This window comes from Haloferax sp. Atlit-10N, from assembly GCF_003586325.1.
In the GTDB taxonomy this organism is placed as follows: Archaea; Halobacteriota; Halobacteria; order Halobacteriales; family Haloferacaceae; genus Haloferax; species Haloferax prahovense.
In genome coordinates, this window is record NZ_PSYX01000006.1 from 168,948 (window position 1) to 187,441 (window position 18,494).

Consider the following 18,494-nt stretch of genomic DNA (forward strand, 5'->3'; position numbering starts at 1 on the left):
ATGGAACGCTTTTCGACCCGAGAGCTCGCGAGAGTTCGGTCGTCACTGGTCGCTCCATACCGCGGTTCGGAAAGCGCGAAACGGACTACTCGCAGTCGCAACCGCCCCGGTCGATGAGGTCGTCGACCGTGTACTGGGAGTTACAGCCCGGGCAATGGACGCGAACGTCGACGTACACCTCGGCGGTCTCGGGGTCGACGTCGAGTTCGCCGGCGGCCGCGAGGTCGGACAGCGACCTGTCGGTGACGCGCTCGACGCGACCCAGCAGGCGTCGAATGGTTTGGGACCGGCGCTCGCTGAGGTCACCGTTGTCGCGGTCGGTCTCCGACGGCGGCGTCACGCCGCGGTACGAGGTGAGATACGTCCGCATCGCCCGGTGCGAGACGAAATCGGTCTCGAGTCGCTCTACGTCGACGCCGGCGCGTTCGAGTCGGCGGACCGCCTCCGTTCGCGCCCCGCTCGAAACGCCGTCGTCGGTGAGCACGCGGTACAGATTCTCGACCTCGCCGTCGATGACGCGCTCGTTCCGCTCGTCGAGCGCCGCGCGGAGGAGCCGTCGGTTGAACGCGTCGGCGAGGTCACGGAGGCTCGACCGCGCGTCCGCCTCGGCGGTCCACCGCCGTTCGAGCTCCGCGCCGAACCCGTCGAGGTCGCGCTCGCGGAGTAGTCGGCTGACCTTGCTCTCGGGGCCGCGCTTTCCACCCGGGGAGTCGTGTGAGTCGCTCACTGCCGACTGCTATTCGGGGAGTACACATATGCTTGACGCGCGGTGAGACGGGGTACCGGATGAGGGCCTAAAGAGGGTACAACGGCGAGTTGAGATGGGTGGTCAGTAGTTAGCGGCGTCGCCGCGGCCGGTCGACGCCCCCCGACCGGCCGGCGATTCGCGGTCCGAGTGCACGGCGGCGAAGTCCTCTCGGTCGTCCGCGTCGACGTCCGTCACCGGGCGCGACGCCGAGGACGAGGATTCGGTGTCACTGACCCCCTCAGTGACTCGGTCGGCGGGGGAGGTCGCGGCGTGTTCGGCGAGTTTGAGCCTGACGGCGACGGTGACACCGCCGTCGGGGTCGTTTTCGACCGCGACGGTTCCGTCGAACTGCTCGACGAGCGCGGCGACGAGCGAGAGACCGGACCGAGACTCGGGAGAGCCCGCGACGGTCTCGCCCGCGTCCGGGAAGGCGTCTTCCGGGAACGGCGGGCCGTCGTCGGAGATGCGAACAGTCACGGTCTCCGCGCCGCGCTCGGCGCGCAGGCGGATTCGCGGACGCTCGGCGTCCGCCCGCTCAACGGCCGTGACGAGGAGGTTTCGGAAGACCGCGGAGAGCATGCTGTGGGCGAGGACGTCCACGTCGGGGAGGTCTCCGGAGACGACCACGTCGGCGTCGTGCGCGGCGCGAGCCTTCCGAAGCTCCGTCTCGATGGTCTCAGCCAGCGGCTTCGGTTCGAGGTCGGCGGTCCGCTCCGAGGTGAGCACGTCGGTGAACTGCGCCGTACTCTCGGTGAGGTCGATGATGCCGTTGCTCGCGGCGACGATGTTCTCCAGCCGCTCGTCGGCCGCCGACCCCGCCTCCTTCCGAACGACCGACGCCCACCCGCGGATGACCAGCGCGTCGTTTCGGATGTCGTGGTGGAGGACACGGTTGAGGACGGCGAGCTGTTCGCGCTGTTGGCGGAGTTCGGTCTCCCGTCGCTGACGCGCGACGGTCCACCGGTAGATGCCGAACACGAGGAGCGCCGCGCCGACCGCCTGTGCACCGTCTTCGAACAGATAGCTGAACCAGACGGGCTGTTCGACGAACTCGTCGAGGAAGTCGGTCAGCGCGAACAGGTACGAGGCCGCGACGCCGCCCGCCAGCGGGTAGAAGACAGACGGTGCGTGTACTCGTCGGACCACGAATAGGCACGCGAAGAGGACGGCGACGACGACGCCCTCGCCGACGAGGTCGAGCGCTGTCGTCGTCGGGTCCGGCGGGAGCACCACGACCTGCGCGCCGACCGGGATAACCGACCCGACGGCGACTACCCACGGGAGGAATCGCTGTGCTGCTCCGATGGGTTTCTCGCCCGTCGATTCCGGTTCGGTAGCGGGTATTCTCTCCGTCCGAGCTTCGGAGTTCATCTCGGGACACCACGCCCCGAGCGCCTCCCGCGGACGACCGTCGGCTTCTGTTTCGTTCGCATACTCTCGTCGACGGCGATGACCGACGAAGTGGTTGCTATGTGGATTGTCTGCCTCACTTTCCGTTCGGTAGCGACACACTGTGTTCGGTAGTCGTACGGAGCCGTACAGAGTCGAAAATAGTCCGGGGTCGCCGAGCGTCGGTCAGGTAAACACCCAGACTGCGGCGACGAACAGCAGCGATCCGAAGACGAAGGTGACGTCTCGCGTCCGAACCATCATGCCCTCGGTCCGGAGGGACTGACTCTGTTCGTCGCCCAGCGAGCGCGAGAACCCCTTCGTCTCCATCGCCTCCACGGTGACCCGCGCGCGCTTCGCCACGTTGAAAATCAGCGGGTAGAACGCCTTGACGGAGAGCGTCAGCAGGTAGTAGAAGTAGCGCCACCTGAACAGCCCCTGCTTTTCGGGTACCTTACTTCGAAGGCGGAAGGAGTTGATGAGCGCGTGGTACTCCTCGACGAGAAGCGGCATCATCCGGTAGCCGTACGCGATTGCGAACGTGAGCTGTCGGGGGACGCCCAAGCGCAACATCCCCTTGCTGAGTTTCTGCGGGCTCATCGCCGAGAAGACGGCGAGGCTGATGACCGAGATAATCGTGAGCTTGAGGAAGAACGGGACGAGCGCCCCGACGGCGTCGATGCCGACCTCCTGGCTGGTCGTGGCGGTATGGATACCCCGGCCGACCGCGGCCGCGACGATGGTCCCGGTCTCGGCGAACACGCTCGCGTCGCCCGCCATGACGCCCGCGACGACCCGACCGGCGTTCTCACCCAAGTGACCGACCGCCCGAATCGTCCCGCCGATGAGCGGGACCAACACCACGAAAAAGCCGACGTTGGTGACTTGGCCGAACAGGAGCAACGCGAGCAGGTACTTGCTGACCTGCGAGAGCGCGGCGAGCACGAAGGCCGCCGCGAGCAGGATGGCCAGCGGAAGCGTGTCGTAGAACAGCCACGGGATAATCATGAACAGTACGGTCCACAGCAGGACGACTCGCGGGTCGAAGCTGTTCAACAGCGCGTCCTCGTTGTCGTAGGCGGTCCGCATCAAGTCGACCTTGATGTCGGCGACCGAGATGTCGGTGAGCGCGTCGACGTACTTCATCGCGTCCCTCCGCTCGACTCGCCTCCGGGGCTGACATCGGCGACACCGCCGTCGGCGAGTGCGTCGTCCTCGAACGACCGGGCTAGCGTCTCACACATCGATTCGGTGCTAAGCGCGGGGGATTTCAGCCCGAGTCGCCGGCTCAGTTCGACCACCTGCGGCTGTCGCAAATCGGTCGCTGCGAGGAGGTTCGGGTCGGAGAACACAGCCTCCGGCGGTGCGTCCGCGAGCACTTCGCCCTCGCCCATGACGAGGACGCGATTGGCCCACGCCGCGACCAGTTGCAGGTCGTGGGAGGCGACGACGACAGTTTCGACGCGGCTCTCGGCCTTCCGGAGCATTCCGGTCACCTCGCGGCGGCTCTGGAGGTCGAGACTGCCCGTGGGCTCGTCCAAGAGGACGACCGTCGGGTCGGTCGCAAGCCCGATTCCCAGCGACGCGCGGCGCTGTTGGCCGAGGCTCATCAGGCGGCCGTCGCGGTCCGCGAGGTGTTCGAGGTCCAGATACGCGAGAATCTCGTCGACGCGTTCGTCCACGTTCGGGGCGTCGCGGTTCTCGAGGTAGTAGGCGACGTCCTTGCGGACGGTGTCCTCGACGAACATCTCCTCGGGGTTCTGGTGGATGTAGACGGTGTCGTCGGCCAGTTGCTCGGGGAGCGTCTCGCTCGTGTCGCGCCCGAGGACCGTCACCGTCCCTCGGTCCGGGGACGCTAACCCCGTAATCAACCGCAACAGCGTCGACTTCCCGGACCCGTTGGCACCGACCAATGCGACCCGGTCGCCCTCGTACAGTTCGAGGTCCAGCCCGTCGAGCACGCGATTGTACCCCTCGCGAAGCGTCGGGTAGCCGTGACCGACGTCCCGCATCGTCACTACCGCGTCCCCGTCCCGCTCGCGCTCGGTCAGCTCGGCGGCGTCTGTACCTGTTGCCACCGCGCCGCCGTCGACGGCGGCCCGAGAGCCGCGCGTCGCCGCGGGTTGAAACGCCGTTTCCGCCTCGTCGACGGTCACGGGATACCGACCGCTGGGCAGGGTTCCCACTTCGGTCGGCAGGCCGTCGGCGATTTGTGTGACCTGCGGCGGGTGGATATCGTGGGCGAGCAGGTCGTCGAGCCTGTTGAGCCCGACCTCGACCGGCTCTTTCCAGGCGACCCCGCCGTCGGAGACGAGCACCATCTCGTCGCAGTAGTCGGCGATGAACTCGGAGTGGTGTTCGATGACGATCACCGTCTTGTCCTGCTTCTCGTTGAGTCGTCGGAGCTGTTCGTACGTTTCGCGGGCGTTTCGGGGGTCGAGCTGTGCGGCGGGCTCGTCGACGAAGATGAACTCGGGATCCATCGCGAGCACCCCCGCGAGCGCGACGAGGTGTTGTTGGCCGCCGCTCAGTTCCCAGATGAACCGGTCTTCGAGGTGGTCGAGACCGAGGGTTTCGAGGGCGCGGGTCGCCCGTTCGGCGTAGTCGTCGAGGCCGTAGTTGAGCGGTGCGAACTCCACGTCGTCGCGGACCGTCTCCTGGACGAGTTGGTTCTCGAAGTCCTGGAAGACGTAGCCGACCGTCTTCGAGAGTTCGGCGACGTCCGACTCGCGGGTGTCGGTGCCGGCGACGGTGACCCGCCCGTCGAACGTCCCCTCGAAGAAGTGTGGGATGAGGCCGTTGAACGTCTTACACAGGGTCGTCTTTCCGCTGCCGTTGCCACCGACGACGGCCGTGAACTCGCCCGGCTCAATCGTCACGCTCGCGTCGCGCAGTACCGCCTCGTTGCCGCCGGGATACTGAAACGTCAGGTTCTCGACGACGATGTTGTTGCTGCTCATAAAAACAAAGCGATGGGGTTCAGTCCTGCAGGCCGCCGACCTTGCGCTGGCGGTAGGCGACGAGCCCGAACGAGATGACCGCCGCGATGGCAATCGGCACGAACAGGAACGCTTGGCCGTACGTTTCGACGAACTCCGGCGTGAACGTGATGAGCCCGCCGCTGGTCTCGCTCAGCGTCTCGAACGCGAACGCGACGGGAATCAGCGCCACCCACGCAATGAGTCGCTTCAGGGACGTGCGCGTGAACATCGGGCCGTCGCGCCCCTCGACGGGACTCATGCCGAGTAGCGGTTCGATCTTCCCGCGGAGCCGCGGGTAGAGGAACAGGGTCGGAATCGCCCCGAAGACGACGCCGGCGATGATAATCTGAAGCAGGGCACCGATTCCCTCGGTGGCCCACACGGTCTCGGGGAGCCACGAAATCGCTTCGAGCTCTTCGACGCCGATGTAGAACTTCCCGACGTCGATGAACCACGCCGCGGTCTCTTCCATCGCCTTCGCGAGGAAGCCCAGCGCCGCGATTTGCTTGACGTCTTTCGGGTCCGTGATGAGCGACATCACGAAGAACCACGACAGCGTGACGACGATTAGCCCTTCGACCGCTCCGAGCGCGCTGAAGTCACCGATGAGAATCTCTCCGAAGACGATGCCGCCGACCGGAATCGCGAGACAGGCCCAAAACGAGCGGAACAGGAGGACGACCGACATCGCAACGAACCAGAACGGTCCGATAGAGACGCCTAACCCGCCTATCGAGAACTCCGGGAGAAGTTCCGTAATCATGCTCTGCAGACCGTGTAGCGACATGACGAGGATGAACGCCATCATGTCCCTATGGTCGAAACTGAACGCACTACTCGAGTTGTTGGACGTTGTCACCATCCGGGTGGTGGTGGTTAAGCAACCTGTTTAACGCTTGGTATGAGTATGACGTACGACTGTATATCGGACTGTACTCTGTGGAGTGGTCGGTGGCAGTACATAGCAATCGCGTCGATATATTGCGCTCTGGATTCCCTCCGGACGTACTTCGGACGCTCTGCGGTTGCGGCGCTCGCGGACCGATTCGGGTGCTCCTGAGTGACTGTTCGCGTCGAAAAATGAACTGAGCGGTGGCGACGCCGACACCAACATCGACACCGACGCCGACCGTCAGGCGTCGGTCGCGCCCACGCAGCGCTCGACGTCTGCGCGGGACTTCATCTCCAAGACGTTGTACGGGGCGTCGATGTCCGCGGCCACCGACCGGAAGGACGGAAGCGGTTCGTGCGCGTCTTCCGTCCCGTCGTTGTCGTGGAGGTGCGCGACTTGGATTCGGTCGCCGAACCGCTCGACGAACCGTCGGTAGTCGACGCCGGTCGCCTTCGCGTGGCCCACGTCGAGCGTCAGCTTCAGGAACTCGTCGCCGACGCCGACGTCGTCGAGGAACGCTGCGAGTCGGTCCGGAGTCGCCGTGTGCCGACGCGTTCCCGGTTTGTCGCGCTGGTTTTCGAGACAGACCGGAACGCCCGCCTCGGCGGCGAATTCGGCGCACTCGCGGAGCGTCTGGACCGCCTGCGCGCGGGTGTGCTCGCGGACGTGTTCGGGGTACCGAGCCCGAACCGAGCCCCCGTGGACGATGACGCCGCCGGCGTCGATTGCCGCGGCGAGCTCGATTGCCTCTTTGGTCGCCGCGACCGCGGCTTTCCGAAGGCGCTCGTTGACGTTCCCGGGGGCGACGTCGAGGTGCGGGCCGTGGACCGTGTAGCTCACGTCGAACTCCTCGGCGACCGCCCGCAGGCGCTCGGCGTCTCGCTCGTCCGCCCGAACGTCCAGATAGCCCGCACGGAGTTCGACGTGATTCAGGTCGAATCTGCGGAGGAACTCGGCGAACGACGCGACGTTGGCCGCATAGCGGATGTCCATCGACGCGCCGAACCGCGGTCGCTGGACGGGCGTCGCCTCAGACATCGACTTGGCTTGCGGGAACGAGGCGGTCGCCGCGGAGGACGGGCACGACCGAGCGAGAGTCGATGGCCGTCTCGAACTCGTGGAGGTCGCGCCGCCGAATCTCGTGTTTCTGCTCGTATCGCGGCCCTTTCGCCGTCACGAGGAGGCGCGCGTACCGCTCGCGGTCGCGGTCGGTGAGGCCGTCGCCGTGGAGGTAGTCGTCGATGAGCGCCGCGCCGAGCGTGTCGTCGGACGTCGGCTGGCCGCTCGACCCGCTAGCGACGATGGTGACCGGCCGCCCGCGGTCTTCGAGCAGGTCCGCGACCGCCGCGGCGTTCGTGTAGCCGCCGACGAACACCTCGACATCGGGACCTCCGCGCTCGCGGAGCGTCGAGACGGCGCGCCCGCCGTTCGTGGAGGTCATCGCGGCCGGTCGCCCGTCGAGGTCCAGTCGCTGGACGTAGCTCGGCGAGTTGAAGAAGTCGTAGCCGGGGTTCGGCTCGTAGTCGTCGGTCTTGCCGCCGCCGATGAGACACTCGGGGTGGTCCTCCTGATACGCCGGTTCGTCGCCGCGTTCGTCGGTCACGTGGACGTACTCCGCACCGAGCGCGAGCAGTTCCGCCACGGTCGCCGAGAAGTGGGTCACGTCGACCACGACGTAGTCGCCCGGAGCCGGTTCTGCCGGGATGTTCTCACAGCCCTCTATCAATGTCTCTGCGAACACCGCTGTCTGTCGTCCATCTGCGGACATAGCCCACGTTCTCTACAACACCTACAAGTCAATTGCTAGTAGCGATATATATCGAACCGTACTGTCCGTAGTTCGCTTCGCCCGCCGGTAGTTCCCCGGCAATACGACTCGTCACTCGCGCGTACCGCGTCGTTCGGTCGTGTAGAACCGTGTTCGAATCGACGGATAGCGGGCTCGCGACTATCGCTTCGATAAAAATTATCAGAAAGTAAGACTAAAATATAACTGAAGAATTACATATCTAACTCACCAGTTCTATCCCGAAATTAGGCACCGAACGTGCCGTCACTCGAGAGCTACCCGAGCCGCTTCGGTTGCGTTCTCGCACCACGACTGCGAGTTCGACCCACTTGATAGTATCTGCGGGAAACGGCTTAACTACGGCCCAAGAATACGTTTTCAAGTACAAGCGTCGTCGGTAGGTTACTCGCACTCGGTAGCGCGGTTCTTCGGGGCGAGCGTTACAGACATTCTCCCGGTTAAACGTGTGAAGCTGCTGAAAAGACTGGTTACGACGAATGGGAGGGGTTCAATTGCGAACGTCTCGCGTCCGTCACGGCGGGTCGGGAAGCGCGTCCGAGTGGTGTCGCAATCTCACAACGGCAGTCCTCAGGCTCAGTGACAAATATATCAGATATCATGTATTATTACTATACAAGTATTGATTTTCGAAAGCTGCGGTTTCGGTCTCCGGTTCGGTACCAACGCCGGCCGACGCCGACAGCGTCTTTGACCGCCGGTCCAACGTTGATTCGAAATGGTTCTCGCCGCCGAACGACTCCGCCGGTTCAAGACGCCGCTCCGCTACGTGATGGGCGCGCTCTACGTCCTCGCCGGAGTGATGCACTTCGTCGTGCCGAACGCGTACGCGCAGGTCGTCCCGCCGGTCTTCCCGGCGGCGCTCGCGCTCGTTTACATCTCGGGCGTCGCCGAAATCGTCCTCGGCGTCGGCGTCGTCTTCCGCCGCACCCAACGCATCGCCGCGTGGGGACTCATCGCGCTACTTGTCGCGGTCTTCCCCGCGAACGTCTACATGGCGACGAGCGATATCGTGCTCGAAGGTGTTCCGGCGTCACTTCGGGAGCCCTCCGACGCCGCCCTGTGGCTCCGACTGCCGCTTCAGGGCGTGCTCGTCGCGTGGGCGTGGTGGTACACTCGCCCGGAGTCCGACGGCGGCGTCGACTCGTCGTCGAACCGGTGACAGTCATCGAGTGGATTGGTGTCTACCCCCACGCTGTCCGGCTGTTTTCGGAACCGAACGGAACTGATTCAAGCGCGCCGGTGCGAGCCGTAGCCGATGACCGAAGACGACACTCACGACCACGTCGTCCCCGGGAGCGACGAGGCCATCGATTCGGCCGACGTTCGGGGCTACGACTTCGACGGCGCGTTCGACTTCGACGAGTTCCTCGACGCGTACGCGACGACCGGCTTTCAGGCGACGCAGCTCGCCGAAGCCATCGACATCGCCGAAGAGATGCAAGACGCGGACGCGACCGTCTACCTGACGTTCACCTCGAACATCATCTCGTCGGGGCTGCGCGAGGCCGTCGCCTACCTCGTCCGCGAGGGCTTCGTCGACGTGCTCATCACCACCTCCGGCTCGCTGACCGAGGACGTCATCAAGACCGCGAAACCGTTCAAGATGGGCTCGTGGGACGCCGACGAGGGCGAACTCCGCGAGCGTGGCATCAACCGCCTCGGCAACATCTATGTCCCCTCCGACCGGTACGTCTGGCTCGAAGAGTATCTCTACGACTTCTTCGAGGACTTTTTCGCCGAAGAGAAGGTGCGGACGCCGACGGCGTTCGCCCGCGAGCTGGGCGAGACGCTCGACGACGAGCACTCGGTGTTGAAGCAGGCGGCCGAAAACGACGTGCCGGTCTACTGCCCGGCGCTCACCGACGCCGAGGTGGGCAACTTCCTGTACTACTACCGGCAGGGCTACGACAAGGACGTCGGCATCGAGATTCTCGACGACTACGACTCGCTCATCCAGAACGGCCTCCTCGCTGACGAAACCGGTCTTATCGCCGTCGGCGGGGGCGTCCCCAAGCACCACGCCATCATGACGAACCTCTTCCGCGGCGGCGCGGACTACGTCGTCTACATCTCGACGGGGATGGAGGGCGACGGCTCGCTGTCGGGCGCGCCCCCGAACGAGGCCGTGTCGTGGGGGAAAATCAAGGACCACGACACGAACTACACGCAAATCGAAGCCGAGGCGACGCTCGTCTTCCCGCTTCTTGTTGCGGGCGCGTTCAAGAACTAGCGGGACTCCGTATCTATTGTCTCCTTTGTAGCGCTATGTTGGTGTCCCAACCGTCGAAACGGCTACGTTAGGCTCATAGCAATTCCCTTTAGCGGCCGGTCGTGTTGCCCGAGTGATGGTATCAACCAGGAGAAGTTTCATCGGGGGTTCTGCCGCGGCGTTGGCGGGTCTCGCCGGCTGTCTGACAACGAGTAATTCCGAACGTGACGCCTCTTCGACTGGCTCCGGCGGCGGCGACGCGGAGACGTACGAGGTCGGGTATCAGGACTTCCAGACGAACATCGAGGCCACCGCGTTCCCCGATACGCTGTACTTCTACTGCGTGCAGTCCGGGTGGATGAACTGGCCGTCGCTGATGCAGTCGTTCGAGGATTCCTACGGCGTGGCGGTCCACGACGACGATCGCTCGTCGGGCGAGGCGCTCCAACACATGCGCTCACACTCGAACAACATGACTCACTCCGGGTACAACGGCGGCTACACCTACGGCATCGTCGCCCGGAACGAGGGCTTTACACAGGCGTACAAGCCGCAGGGGTGGGACAAAGTGCCGGACACGCTCAAGACCGACGACGGGCACGTCACGGCGACCCGCCGGGTAACGACGGCCGTGACCTACCGGAAGGACATCTACGAGGAACGCGGCCTCGACGAGCCAACCACGTGGGAGGACCTGCTCCAGCCCGAAATCATGCAGGACCTCGCACTCCAGACCCCGCAGGCGGCGGTCGGACTCGCGGCGGCGCTGTCGGTCAACAACGCCCGCGGCGGTAGCATGAACGACCTCCAGCCCGTCGTCGACTACTACGAACGGATTCAGGAGGGCGGCGCTGAGTTCACCGACAACTTCCTCGCGCAGTTCTCCCGCGGGGAGTACGCGACGTTCGTCCGGTACGACTACTCCGGCCTCGACCTCAAGTACAACAACGACGAGGTCGCAGAGGAGAACGTCGGCGTCGCGCTCTTGGGCGGCGAAAACGGCAATAAGGGCGCGCTCAACATGCCGTACGGCTACGCGCTCTTGGAGGGCGCGCCGAATCCGGCGGCGGGCAAACTGTTTATGGACTACGTCCTCTCGCTGGAGGGCCAACAGCAGTTCCTCGACGCCTACGTCAGGCCGATTCGCTCCTCGGAGCTGGAGCTTCCCGACGAGTTCATCGACCCGGCCGAGTACGACCGGACGGAGTTCCAAGTCGACTACAGTCAGTTGGTCGACCGGCAGGAGGACATCATCCGAGAGATAACGCGCGGCGCGAACATCTGAGGATGTCCGACCGACACGCCGAGAACAGTCCACTCTCGACGCTCCAGGCGCTCACGGCGCGGGTGGTCGGCGCGTTCGAGACCGTCGCGAACCCCGTCACCGAGCGAGAGCGCGAGTACCGCCGCATCGTCGCGCTGTGCGCGCCGTTTTCGGTGCTTCTGCTCGTCGCGGGCCTGTATCCCCTCTCCGAAGTCGTTCGCATCAGCGTCTCGACGGCCCAGTACCGGTCGGTCGGGTTCTCGCTCGACGCCTACGCGACGCTGTTCGGCGACCCCTACTACCGACAGGTGGCGTTCAACTCCCTGTGGCTGGCCACCGGGACGACGCTCGTCTCGGTCGGACTCGCCGTCCCCATCGCGCACGCCCTCGAAAAATATGACCTCCCCGGCGAGGACCTCCTCGTCACGCTCGTCTCGTTTCCCATCAGTCTCCCCGGCATCGTCGCCGCGTTCATGATTCTGGTGCTGTTCGGGAACAACGGCGTCGTCACCGCGGTCACGGCCGCCCTCACCGGGGCTCGACCCACCGACCTTGCGTTCGCGGTCAGCGTCCCGGGACTGTTCGTCGCCTTCGTGTACTCGATGGTGCCGCGCGCGACGCTCATCCTCCGCGGGACGTACGCCGAGGTCGACTCGGCCGCCGAGGAGGCAGCCCAGGCGCTCGGTGCGACGCCGTTCGAGACGTTTCGGTACGTCACGCTCCCGCAGATTCGACCGGGCATCACCGGCGCGCTGATTCTCACGTTCCGGACGGGACTAGCGATTTTCGGGACGCTCGTCGTCATCCAGACGCTCGTCGTTTGGACGCTCCAGCTCTCGCGGGAACTCGGCGTCGGCTACGACGTCCAGGTCGCCGGCGCGATGGCGACCGTCTACTTCGCGTTCACGTTCCTGTTCACCGTTCTCGGACTTCGGTACACCAGCGCGGAGGTCGGGATATGACGTTGTCCCTCTCGCGTCGATTCGGGCGGTCTATCGTGACGCTGGCCCTGTTCGCGACGGTCGCGTTCCTCATCGCACCCATCGTCCTCACCGTCGTCGCCTCGTTCGCGACGAGTTGGACCGGTGTCCTCCCATCGGGGTTCGTCACCTTCGAGAACTGGCGGGCGGTGCTGGGGCTCGCGGACACGATTGGCTCACAGCGCAGCATGGGATGGAGCCCCCTGTTCAGCCTCCCGCTCGGCGGCGAGAGGCTGACGGTGTTGGTTCCGGCGGAGTTGGCGTTCAGCATCGGGCTGGCGCTCGGCGGCGTCCTCATCAACCTCGTCGTCGGCGTTCCCATCGCGTACGCGGTCTCCCGCTACGAGTTCCCGGGCAAAGAGTGGGTCAACGCCGTCTCCGTGCTCCCGCTCGTGCCGGGCGTCATCTTGGGTGTCGCGTTCCTCCGAGCGTACCCGGACCTCTCGGCGACGAGTTTTGGACTTATCATCGGCTACTCGCTCTTGAAAGCGCCGTTCATGGTGATGGCAGTCCAAAGCGAGTTCGAGTCGATGCCGCTGCGGCAACTGGAGGAATCGGCTCGCTCGCTGGGCGCGTCGTGGCCGCGGACGTTTCTGACGGTCATCGTACCGAACGCCCGCTCGGGTATCGTCTCGGGAGCCATTATCTGTTGGGCGCTCGCGGCCGCGGAGTTCAACTTCTCGTACATCGTCTGGGCGAAAGGTACCCAGCCGCTGGCGCTCTTCTTGCAGCGACACATCTCGAACAGCTCGTTCACCAAGGCGGCGGCAGCCGTGTCGATGTTCTTTTTCATCATCGTCGCGGTCACCCTCCTCCTACAGCGGGTCGGTCGCCGCGGATTCGACACCAGAGGTAGCTAATGGCAGACGTGACACTAAACGCGGTCCGAAAGGACTACGACGACACGACGGCGCTGGACGGCGTTTCGCTCACCGTCTCGGACGGCGAGATTCTGGGCGTGCTCGGCCCCTCGGGGTGTGGGAAGACGACGACGCTTCGAACCGTCGCCGGCTTCGAGACGCCGACCGACGGGACGGTCAGGTTCGACGGCGAGGACGTGACGAACGTCCCCCCGGAGAACCGAAACGTCGGGTTGGTGTTCCAAGAGTACGCCCTGTTCGACAACATGACCGTCGCCGAGAACGTCGCGTTCGGGCTGAAGATGCGAGGCGTCGGGAAGCGCGAGCGGCGGAATCGGGCCGAGGAACTGCTCGAAATGCTCGACATCGGCGAGATGGGCGACCGCGACCCGACGACGCTCTCCGGCGGCCAGCAACAGCGCGTCGGGCTGGCGCGCGCGCTCGCTATCGAGCCGAACATCCTCCTGTTGGACGAGCCGATGACGGGGCTCGACGCCCAACTGAAGGCGCGCCTGCGGACGGAAATCGGCGCGCTACTGGCGGAGTTGGACGTCACCGGACTCTACGTCACCCACGACCAGGAGGAGGCGATGGTGATGTGCGACCGGGTCGCCGTATTGAACGAGGGTCGCGTCGAGCAGGTCGGAACGCCCCGTGAGATATACGAGTCGCCGGCGAACGAGTTCGTCTCGGAGTTCGTCGCGCTCGACGCGCCGGACCTTCCGTTCGTTAGGTGGTGATTCGCGGGGGCAAGAGACGCGGTTGTGGACGGCGAAAAGCCGAGGACACGGTCACCTCGGTCCGACCGCGGCACCGACCCGCTAGCGCTAGCTTCGAATCGCTTCGACCGGGCGCTTGTTGGCGGCTTTCCACGCCGGATAGATGCCGCTGAGAACGCTCGCGAACGCGCCGAACCCGAAGCCGATGAGCAGGTATCTTGCGCTCGCCCACCGGAACACGAGCATCGGCGAGCTGTAGAGCGCGTTGTACAGGACCGCGCCGATGAGCGCCGACAGCGCGGCACCGACCGCGCCGCCGATGAGTCCCAGCAGCGTCGCCTCCGTGAGAATCATCCGGAGAACGTCCTGTCGGCGGACGCCGACCGCGCGGAGCACGCCGATTTCGCTCCGGCGTTCGATAGTGCTCATCAGCATGATGTTCAGGATGCTCACGCCGGCGACGACGAGCGATATCGAGCCGATGCCGAGAAGCACCAGGTTCAGAGTGCTGAACAGCGAGCCGACGCGCTGATTGAGGCCACCGAACGACGACGTTCGGACGACTTCCTCGCCGGTGTTGAACCGGGCCTCCGTCGCGTTGGCAAGGTGCTGGGCCGCGTCGCCGTCCTCGGCGATAATCGTCACCGAGGAGTAGCCCTGTTTGTCGAGCGCCGGCGGCGAGACCACGACGCCGCTGGAGCGGAAGCCGATGCCGCCCTCCGCGAGAATCGCGCGGACCTTGTACGACTGGTCTCCGACGATGACGAGGTCGCCGACCGTGACGTTCAGCTGCGCCGCCGTCTCGTTGTTCAACAGAACGCCCGTGCGGAACGGCTGTGGAATCGTCCCTCGGTGGGCGCTATACAGGTCGCTCGGATGGGTCACCTGCTCGACTCTCGTATAGGTCTCGGCGGTGTGCGACGAGGCTTGGAGGCTCCCTTCCTTGATGGGAATCACCGTCGCGTTCGAGGCGACCTCCCTGATGGCGCTGACCTGCGCTTCCGTCAGGTGTCGCTGGTCGGCGTCCTCTCCGGGCATGACCGTCGCCTGGTTCGTGATGTCGCTGAACTGCTGGGCCGTCCCGTACCTGAGCGCCGAGCCGGTGATACCGAGTCCGGCGATGGCGACCACACCGATGACGATTCCGAGCGCCGCTAAGACGGTCCGAAGCCTGTTACGCCACAGGTTCCGCCAGGCCATGACGACGCTCGGGAATCTCTGTCTGGGGTCCATTCAGCTCACCGCCTGACTCCGTCGACCAGCTCGACCGTCCGGTCGGCGTAGTTCGTCAACTGTTCGTCGTGCGTGACCGCCGCGATGGCGACGTTCTCCTCGTTTTTCATTCGGGTCAGTTCGTCGAGGATGGTCGCACCGGTGTCTTGGTCGAGGTTGCCCGTCGGCTCGTCCGCGAGGATGATGTGCGGTTCGTTCACGAGGGCGCGAGCGATGGCGACACGCTGCTGTTGGCCGCCCGAGAGCTGATTCGGCTTGTGCGAGAGGCGCTCACCGAGACCGACGCGGTCGAGCAGTTCTCTCGCTCGGTCCGTCCGGTCGACGGTCGAGTCCCACATCGAGGGGACAGTAACGTTCTCTACCGCGGTGAAAATCGGAAGCAGGTGGTACGCCTGAAACACGAAGCCGATACTCTCCCGACGGTGGTCGGTGAGTCCGTCGGTCCCGAGGTCCGTCACGTCTTGACCGTCGAGGGTGACTGTGCCCTCAGTCGGCGTGTCGAGTAGGCCGATGACGTTCAACAGCGTGCTCTTCCCGGACCCGGAGGGGCCGATAATCGCGACCATCTCACCGCGGTTGACCGCGAGGTCAACGCCTTTCAGCGCCGCTATCTCCTCGTCCCCGTTATTGTATCGTTTCACGACGTCGGAGAGTTCGATGACGCTCATCGTCGCTTCCAGAGGACGTACGCGCCGCCGCCGAGCGCGACAACGGCGACGAGAGGCAGGACAAGCCCGCCGAGACCGCCGAGCGCACCACCCGACCGGGGCTGTGGCTGTGAACGTCTGTCGGAAGGGCCAGCCCCTGCCTGATTCGGACCGCCCATGTTCGGAGCCGGTCCCGCCGCGGCTCTCGCGCCGGCGCTCGTCGAACTGAGGTTGACTGTCACGGTGTCGGTCCGGCGCTCGCCGTCGACGAGATACCGAACGCGAATCGGGACCTCCGTCGCGTCGCTCTTCGTTCGCGTTATCAGCTCGAACGTATCGAACTTACTGTCGTTGACCGCGCCGACGAAGTACTCGCCGGACGCGCCCATCGGACTCACCGACGCCGTGTCCTCGACGCGCAACAGGACGGACTTGACGTTCGTCCCGCCGACGTTGGCGGCGTCGCCCTGGATCGTGACGATGCCGTCACCCGACGTCTCGACGCCGACGAGTTGGATTCTCCCTTCGAGTTGGTCCTCGTCGGACTCGTTGACCACGCTGAACACGGTTTCGTCGGAGACTGTCTTCGGAGACCCGTCGTTCGTGGTGTAGGTCGCCGTCGCGTTGAGCGTCTTCGGTCCGGCCTCTTCGAACGTCACGTTGTATCGGAACGTCCGGTCGACACCGGGGTCGATAGAACCGGTCACTCGTTCGGGGTCCACGACGGACCCGTTGCCGGAGAGCTGCAGCCGAACGGTCGAAATCGCGTTGGAATCGCCGTTGGCAACCGTCACGTTGACCGGCGTGTCGGTGTTGGCCGTCGGCTCGGACGCCTGCACCGAGACCATGACCGAACTCCGCTTCGTGACGGTGATCAAAAGCGGGTACTTCAGATGCTGGGTGTCACCGCTGTCGGACCTGACGACGGCGTGAACCCGGAGATTGTGGGTACCGACGTCCGAAAGCGACAGCGAGAGGGGCACGGAGAGCGTGTTCCCGGGTGATATCGACCCAACATCCTCGACCCGAGCGTGTTCTTCCGTGCCGCTGACGGAGCGCACGTACATGTCGGTCAGCGTGATGCTATCGGAACTCGTCGCGACGTTCGTGACGTTCGTCGTCACGGTGAACTGCTGTCCCGGCGAAGGGTTCTCCGTCGAGACGTAAGCGCCGGATATCGACGCCTTCGCCTGCTCGGCCGAGGTGAGACCGACGGAGGCGACGCCGGCGTTCACGACGACGGCGAGCAGCAGCGCGAGCGAAACGACTCGTGTTCGTCTCATACACTCCCTCTCGATGAGGGGTAGTTCGGGGACTCAGCGGTCGATGCGACTAACGCGGCACCCTGTTTCGTACGGTGCCGTTTGGAGTTGTGGTGGAGGGCTACGTTCCGCATTCGTGTAACCAAAAAATGTCTACTGTTAATTATTTTCTGGTTGACTAATCTACTTCACCCCCGACCCTCGTTCCCCGCGTGCGGTTTCGAGGGCTCCGACACCAAGCGGAACTCTCGGGCGACACTCGGCGACTGCCCGCCAATTCCCGCGGCGTCCGGCGGGAGGTGGGGAAGTCGGTACTCTCGACCGTCGCGTTCCACCCGGAGCGTCTCGGTTCCGAACAGTCGGTCGGTGACGGTCCGAGCGCGCTCCATCTCGGCGCGCGACTCGCGGGAGAGTCGCCATTGTGGCCCGAGCAGTCGGTCGTAGCCGACGAGTTTCTCACCCCCGATTTCTTCGCTGGCGGTGCGGTACTCCATCGCCAGATACCGGAACGACCAGTCGAAGACGCCCAGCGCGGTGAACGCCCCAGCGACTACCACCGCTCCACCGAGCAGTTCGACCGCGACGCCGTCGGTCGTCGCGGTACTGAGCAGGCCGAACAGCGTCAGCGCCCCGCCCAGTACGAGCGCGAGCGGGGAGCGGAGCCCGCGGACGACCCCGCCCACGACGACGGCCGCGGGCTTCGGTCGGACGATTTCGGACCCGTCCCGCGAGCTCTCGATTCGCTCCCACTCGGGAGTGTCGGGAGCGAATCCGAGTTCGACCGACGTGCGCTCGTCGAACGCCTCCAGTCGGTCGCGGTAGACGCCGACGATGTCGGCGAGCAGTTTCACCGCGAGCACAAACGCCAGCACGAACGGCGGGGGTGCACCCGCGATGACGAACCCCCCGCCGATGAGGAGCGCCGAGCCGGTCCCGGCCATCGACGTGAGCGCCGACCGAAGCGGCTGCTGCGGCGGGACCGACGCGTAGGTTCCACCGAGTAAGTACCGACCCACGTCGACGGCTCGGCCGAAGACGACGGCGATGACTCCCAGGCCGACGGAGAGTGTTTCGGCGTCGGTCATCGCCGTGCCCGTGGTCTCCCCGACACCCCCGACACCGATTGCACCGAAGAGGGCCCAGCCCACGCTGCCGACGGCGAGGGTCATCAGGATGGCCGGGAGATTCGCGACCTGAATCGACAGCGGTAGGACGGGGAGACTGATTCGCCCGCGCTTTTCCGACAGGGCACCGAACACGAGCCACGAGAAGCCGTCCGCGTTGTAAGTCGGCTTGCCCTCCGCGAACAGCGCTTTCACCGCGGCACCGACGAGGCACGCGCCGAGTTCGACCCAGTAGACCGCCAACAGCGCCACGAGCGACCAGTCGAGCGCGAGCACGCCGACGAGCGGGACGGCGTTGACCGCCATCAACACCGCCACCTTCGCTCGTCGTCTCTCGCTGGGTGTGAGCATTGTTGATAGAGAGACATTTCCCTCG

Annotated in this window: 17 protein-coding genes; 6 read left to right on the top strand and 11 right to left on the bottom strand. The window is 65.1% G+C overall.

The annotated features are described in order from the left end of the window. Nucleotides 1-85: 85 nt before the first annotated feature. The 7 genes from rdfA to C5B91_RS16905 form a co-directional block, all read right to left on the bottom strand. Nucleotides 86-727: a rod-determining factor RdfA gene (gene rdfA, locus C5B91_RS16875; protein WP_008096795.1), complete on the bottom strand. Its 642-nt coding sequence runs from the start codon at nucleotides 725-727 to the stop codon at nucleotides 86-88. 102 nt (nucleotides 728-829) lie between these two features. Beyond that, nucleotides 830-2,119: a sensor histidine kinase KdpD gene (locus tag C5B91_RS16880; RefSeq protein ID WP_115820029.1), complete on the bottom strand. Its 1,290-nt coding sequence runs from the start codon at nucleotides 2,117-2,119 to the stop codon at nucleotides 830-832. A 204-nt stretch (nucleotides 2,120-2,323) separates the two neighbouring features. Further along, on the bottom strand, nucleotides 2,324-3,283 hold the full coding sequence (locus C5B91_RS16885) for an energy-coupling factor transporter transmembrane protein EcfT (RefSeq protein ID WP_049968662.1): 960 nt from the start codon (nucleotides 3,281-3,283) through the stop codon (nucleotides 2,324-2,326). Next, on the bottom strand, nucleotides 3,280-5,097 hold the full coding sequence (locus C5B91_RS16890; protein ID WP_115820028.1) for an ABC transporter ATP-binding protein: 1,818 nt from the start codon (nucleotides 5,095-5,097) through the stop codon (nucleotides 3,280-3,282). The genes C5B91_RS16885 and C5B91_RS16890 overlap by 4 nt, the downstream gene beginning before the upstream one ends. 19 nt (nucleotides 5,098-5,116) lie before the next feature. Continuing rightward, entirely contained in the window at nucleotides 5,117-5,980 is an 864-nt protein-coding gene (locus tag C5B91_RS16895) for a hypothetical protein (protein ID WP_233514281.1), read from the bottom strand. 270 nt (nucleotides 5,981-6,250) lie between these two features. Then, nucleotides 6,251-7,048 (bottom strand): sugar phosphate isomerase/epimerase, encoded by a 798-nt coding sequence (locus tag C5B91_RS16900; protein WP_049968661.1) that lies wholly within the window; start codon nucleotides 7,046-7,048, stop codon nucleotides 6,251-6,253. Then, a complete protein-coding gene (locus C5B91_RS16905) occupies nucleotides 7,041-7,778 on the bottom strand; it encodes a 2-phosphosulfolactate phosphatase (protein ID WP_049968660.1) in 738 nt (245 codons plus the stop codon). Before C5B91_RS16905 ends, C5B91_RS16900 begins: the two co-directional genes overlap by 8 nt. 757 nt (nucleotides 7,779-8,535) lie before the next feature. On the opposite strand from C5B91_RS16905, the gene C5B91_RS16910 reads away from it, so the two are divergent. From C5B91_RS16910 to C5B91_RS16935, 6 genes are all read left to right on the top strand, one after another. Then, entirely contained in the window at nucleotides 8,536-8,979 is a 444-nt protein-coding gene (locus C5B91_RS16910) for a DoxX family membrane protein (RefSeq protein WP_008096788.1), read from the top strand. A 96-nt stretch (nucleotides 8,980-9,075) separates the two neighbouring features. Then, nucleotides 9,076-10,050, top strand: a complete 975-nt coding sequence (locus C5B91_RS16915; RefSeq protein ID WP_049968659.1) for a deoxyhypusine synthase — start codon at nucleotides 9,076-9,078, stop codon at nucleotides 10,048-10,050. Between the two features lie 160 nt (nucleotides 10,051-10,210). Continuing rightward, nucleotides 10,211-11,314, top strand: coding sequence for an extracellular solute-binding protein (locus C5B91_RS16920; protein WP_081909238.1), 1,104 nt, complete (start codon nucleotides 10,211-10,213; stop codon nucleotides 11,312-11,314). A gap of 2 nt (nucleotides 11,315-11,316) precedes the next feature. Then, nucleotides 11,317-12,255: an ABC transporter permease gene (locus C5B91_RS16925; protein ID WP_049968657.1), complete on the top strand. Its 939-nt coding sequence runs from the start codon at nucleotides 11,317-11,319 to the stop codon at nucleotides 12,253-12,255. Then, nucleotides 12,252-13,133 carry an ABC transporter permease gene (locus C5B91_RS16930; RefSeq protein WP_119712792.1) on the top strand — a complete coding sequence of 294 codons (882 nt, stop codon included), beginning with the start codon at nucleotides 12,252-12,254 and terminating at the stop codon, nucleotides 13,131-13,133. Before C5B91_RS16925 ends, C5B91_RS16930 begins: the two co-directional genes overlap by 4 nt. Continuing rightward, the gene (locus C5B91_RS16935; protein WP_008096780.1) at nucleotides 13,133-13,873 is read left to right on the top strand and encodes an ABC transporter ATP-binding protein; all 741 of its coding nucleotides are present in this window, start codon (nucleotides 13,133-13,135) and stop codon (nucleotides 13,871-13,873) included. The genes C5B91_RS16930 and C5B91_RS16935 overlap by 1 nt, the downstream gene beginning before the upstream one ends. Nucleotides 13,874-13,960: 87 nt before the next feature. Here C5B91_RS16935 and C5B91_RS16940 read toward each other — a convergent pair whose 3' ends face one another. The 4 genes from C5B91_RS16940 to C5B91_RS16955 all read right to left on the bottom strand — a co-directional run bounded on the left by C5B91_RS16940 (nucleotide 13,961) and on the right by C5B91_RS16955 (nucleotide 18,469). Then, nucleotides 13,961-15,085 carry an ABC transporter permease gene (locus C5B91_RS16940; protein ID WP_008096778.1) on the bottom strand — a complete coding sequence of 375 codons (1,125 nt, stop codon included), beginning with the start codon at nucleotides 15,083-15,085 and terminating at the stop codon, nucleotides 13,961-13,963. Between the two features lie 5 nt (nucleotides 15,086-15,090). Beyond that, on the bottom strand, nucleotides 15,091-15,753 hold the full coding sequence (locus C5B91_RS16945; protein WP_049968655.1) for an ABC transporter ATP-binding protein: 663 nt from the start codon (nucleotides 15,751-15,753) through the stop codon (nucleotides 15,091-15,093). Beyond that, the gene (locus tag C5B91_RS16950; protein WP_115820026.1) at nucleotides 15,750-17,015 is read right to left on the bottom strand and encodes a hypothetical protein; all 1,266 of its coding nucleotides are present in this window, start codon (nucleotides 17,013-17,015) and stop codon (nucleotides 15,750-15,752) included. The genes C5B91_RS16945 and C5B91_RS16950 overlap by 4 nt, the downstream gene beginning before the upstream one ends. A gap of 167 nt (nucleotides 17,016-17,182) precedes the next feature. Beyond that, nucleotides 17,183-18,469 carry a DUF6498-containing protein gene (locus C5B91_RS16955; protein WP_233547703.1) on the bottom strand — a complete coding sequence of 429 codons (1,287 nt, stop codon included), beginning with the start codon at nucleotides 18,467-18,469 and terminating at the stop codon, nucleotides 17,183-17,185. Nucleotides 18,470-18,494 lie beyond the last annotated feature (25 nt).

Coding starts and splice junctions, on each gene's coding strand:
- C5B91_RS16880 (WP_115820029.1), bottom strand. CDS start 2,119: ATGAACTCCGAAGCTCGGACGGAGAGAATACCCGCTACCGAACCGGAA.
- C5B91_RS16885 (WP_049968662.1), bottom strand. CDS start 3,283: ATGAAGTACGTCGACGCGCTCACCGACATCTCGGTCGCCGACATCAAG.
- C5B91_RS16890 (WP_115820028.1), bottom strand. CDS start 5,097: ATGAGCAGCAACAACATCGTCGTCGAGAACCTGACGTTTCAGTATCCC.
- C5B91_RS16895 (WP_233514281.1), bottom strand. CDS start 5,980: ATGGTGACAACGTCCAACAACTCGAGTAGTGCGTTCAGTTTCGACCAT.
- C5B91_RS16900 (WP_049968661.1), bottom strand. CDS start 7,048: ATGTCTGAGGCGACGCCCGTCCAGCGACCGCGGTTCGGCGCGTCGATG.
- C5B91_RS16905 (WP_049968660.1), bottom strand. CDS start 7,778: ATGTCCGCAGATGGACGACAGACAGCGGTGTTCGCAGAGACATTGATA.
- C5B91_RS16910 (WP_008096788.1), top strand. CDS start 8,536: ATGGTTCTCGCCGCCGAACGACTCCGCCGGTTCAAGACGCCGCTCCGC.
- C5B91_RS16915 (WP_049968659.1), top strand. CDS start 9,076: ATGACCGAAGACGACACTCACGACCACGTCGTCCCCGGGAGCGACGAG.
- C5B91_RS16925 (WP_049968657.1), top strand. CDS start 11,317: ATGTCCGACCGACACGCCGAGAACAGTCCACTCTCGACGCTCCAGGCG.
- C5B91_RS16930 (WP_119712792.1), top strand. CDS start 12,252: ATGACGTTGTCCCTCTCGCGTCGATTCGGGCGGTCTATCGTGACGCTG.
- C5B91_RS16935 (WP_008096780.1), top strand. CDS start 13,133: ATGGCAGACGTGACACTAAACGCGGTCCGAAAGGACTACGACGACACG.
- C5B91_RS16940 (WP_008096778.1), bottom strand. CDS start 15,085: ATGGACCCCAGACAGAGATTCCCGAGCGTCGTCATGGCCTGGCGGAAC.
- C5B91_RS16945 (WP_049968655.1), bottom strand. CDS start 15,753: ATGAGCGTCATCGAACTCTCCGACGTCGTGAAACGATACAATAACGGG.
- C5B91_RS16950 (WP_115820026.1), bottom strand. CDS start 17,015: ATGAGACGAACACGAGTCGTTTCGCTCGCGCTGCTGCTCGCCGTCGTC.
- C5B91_RS16955 (WP_233547703.1), bottom strand. CDS start 18,469: ATGCTCACACCCAGCGAGAGACGACGAGCGAAGGTGGCGGTGTTGATG.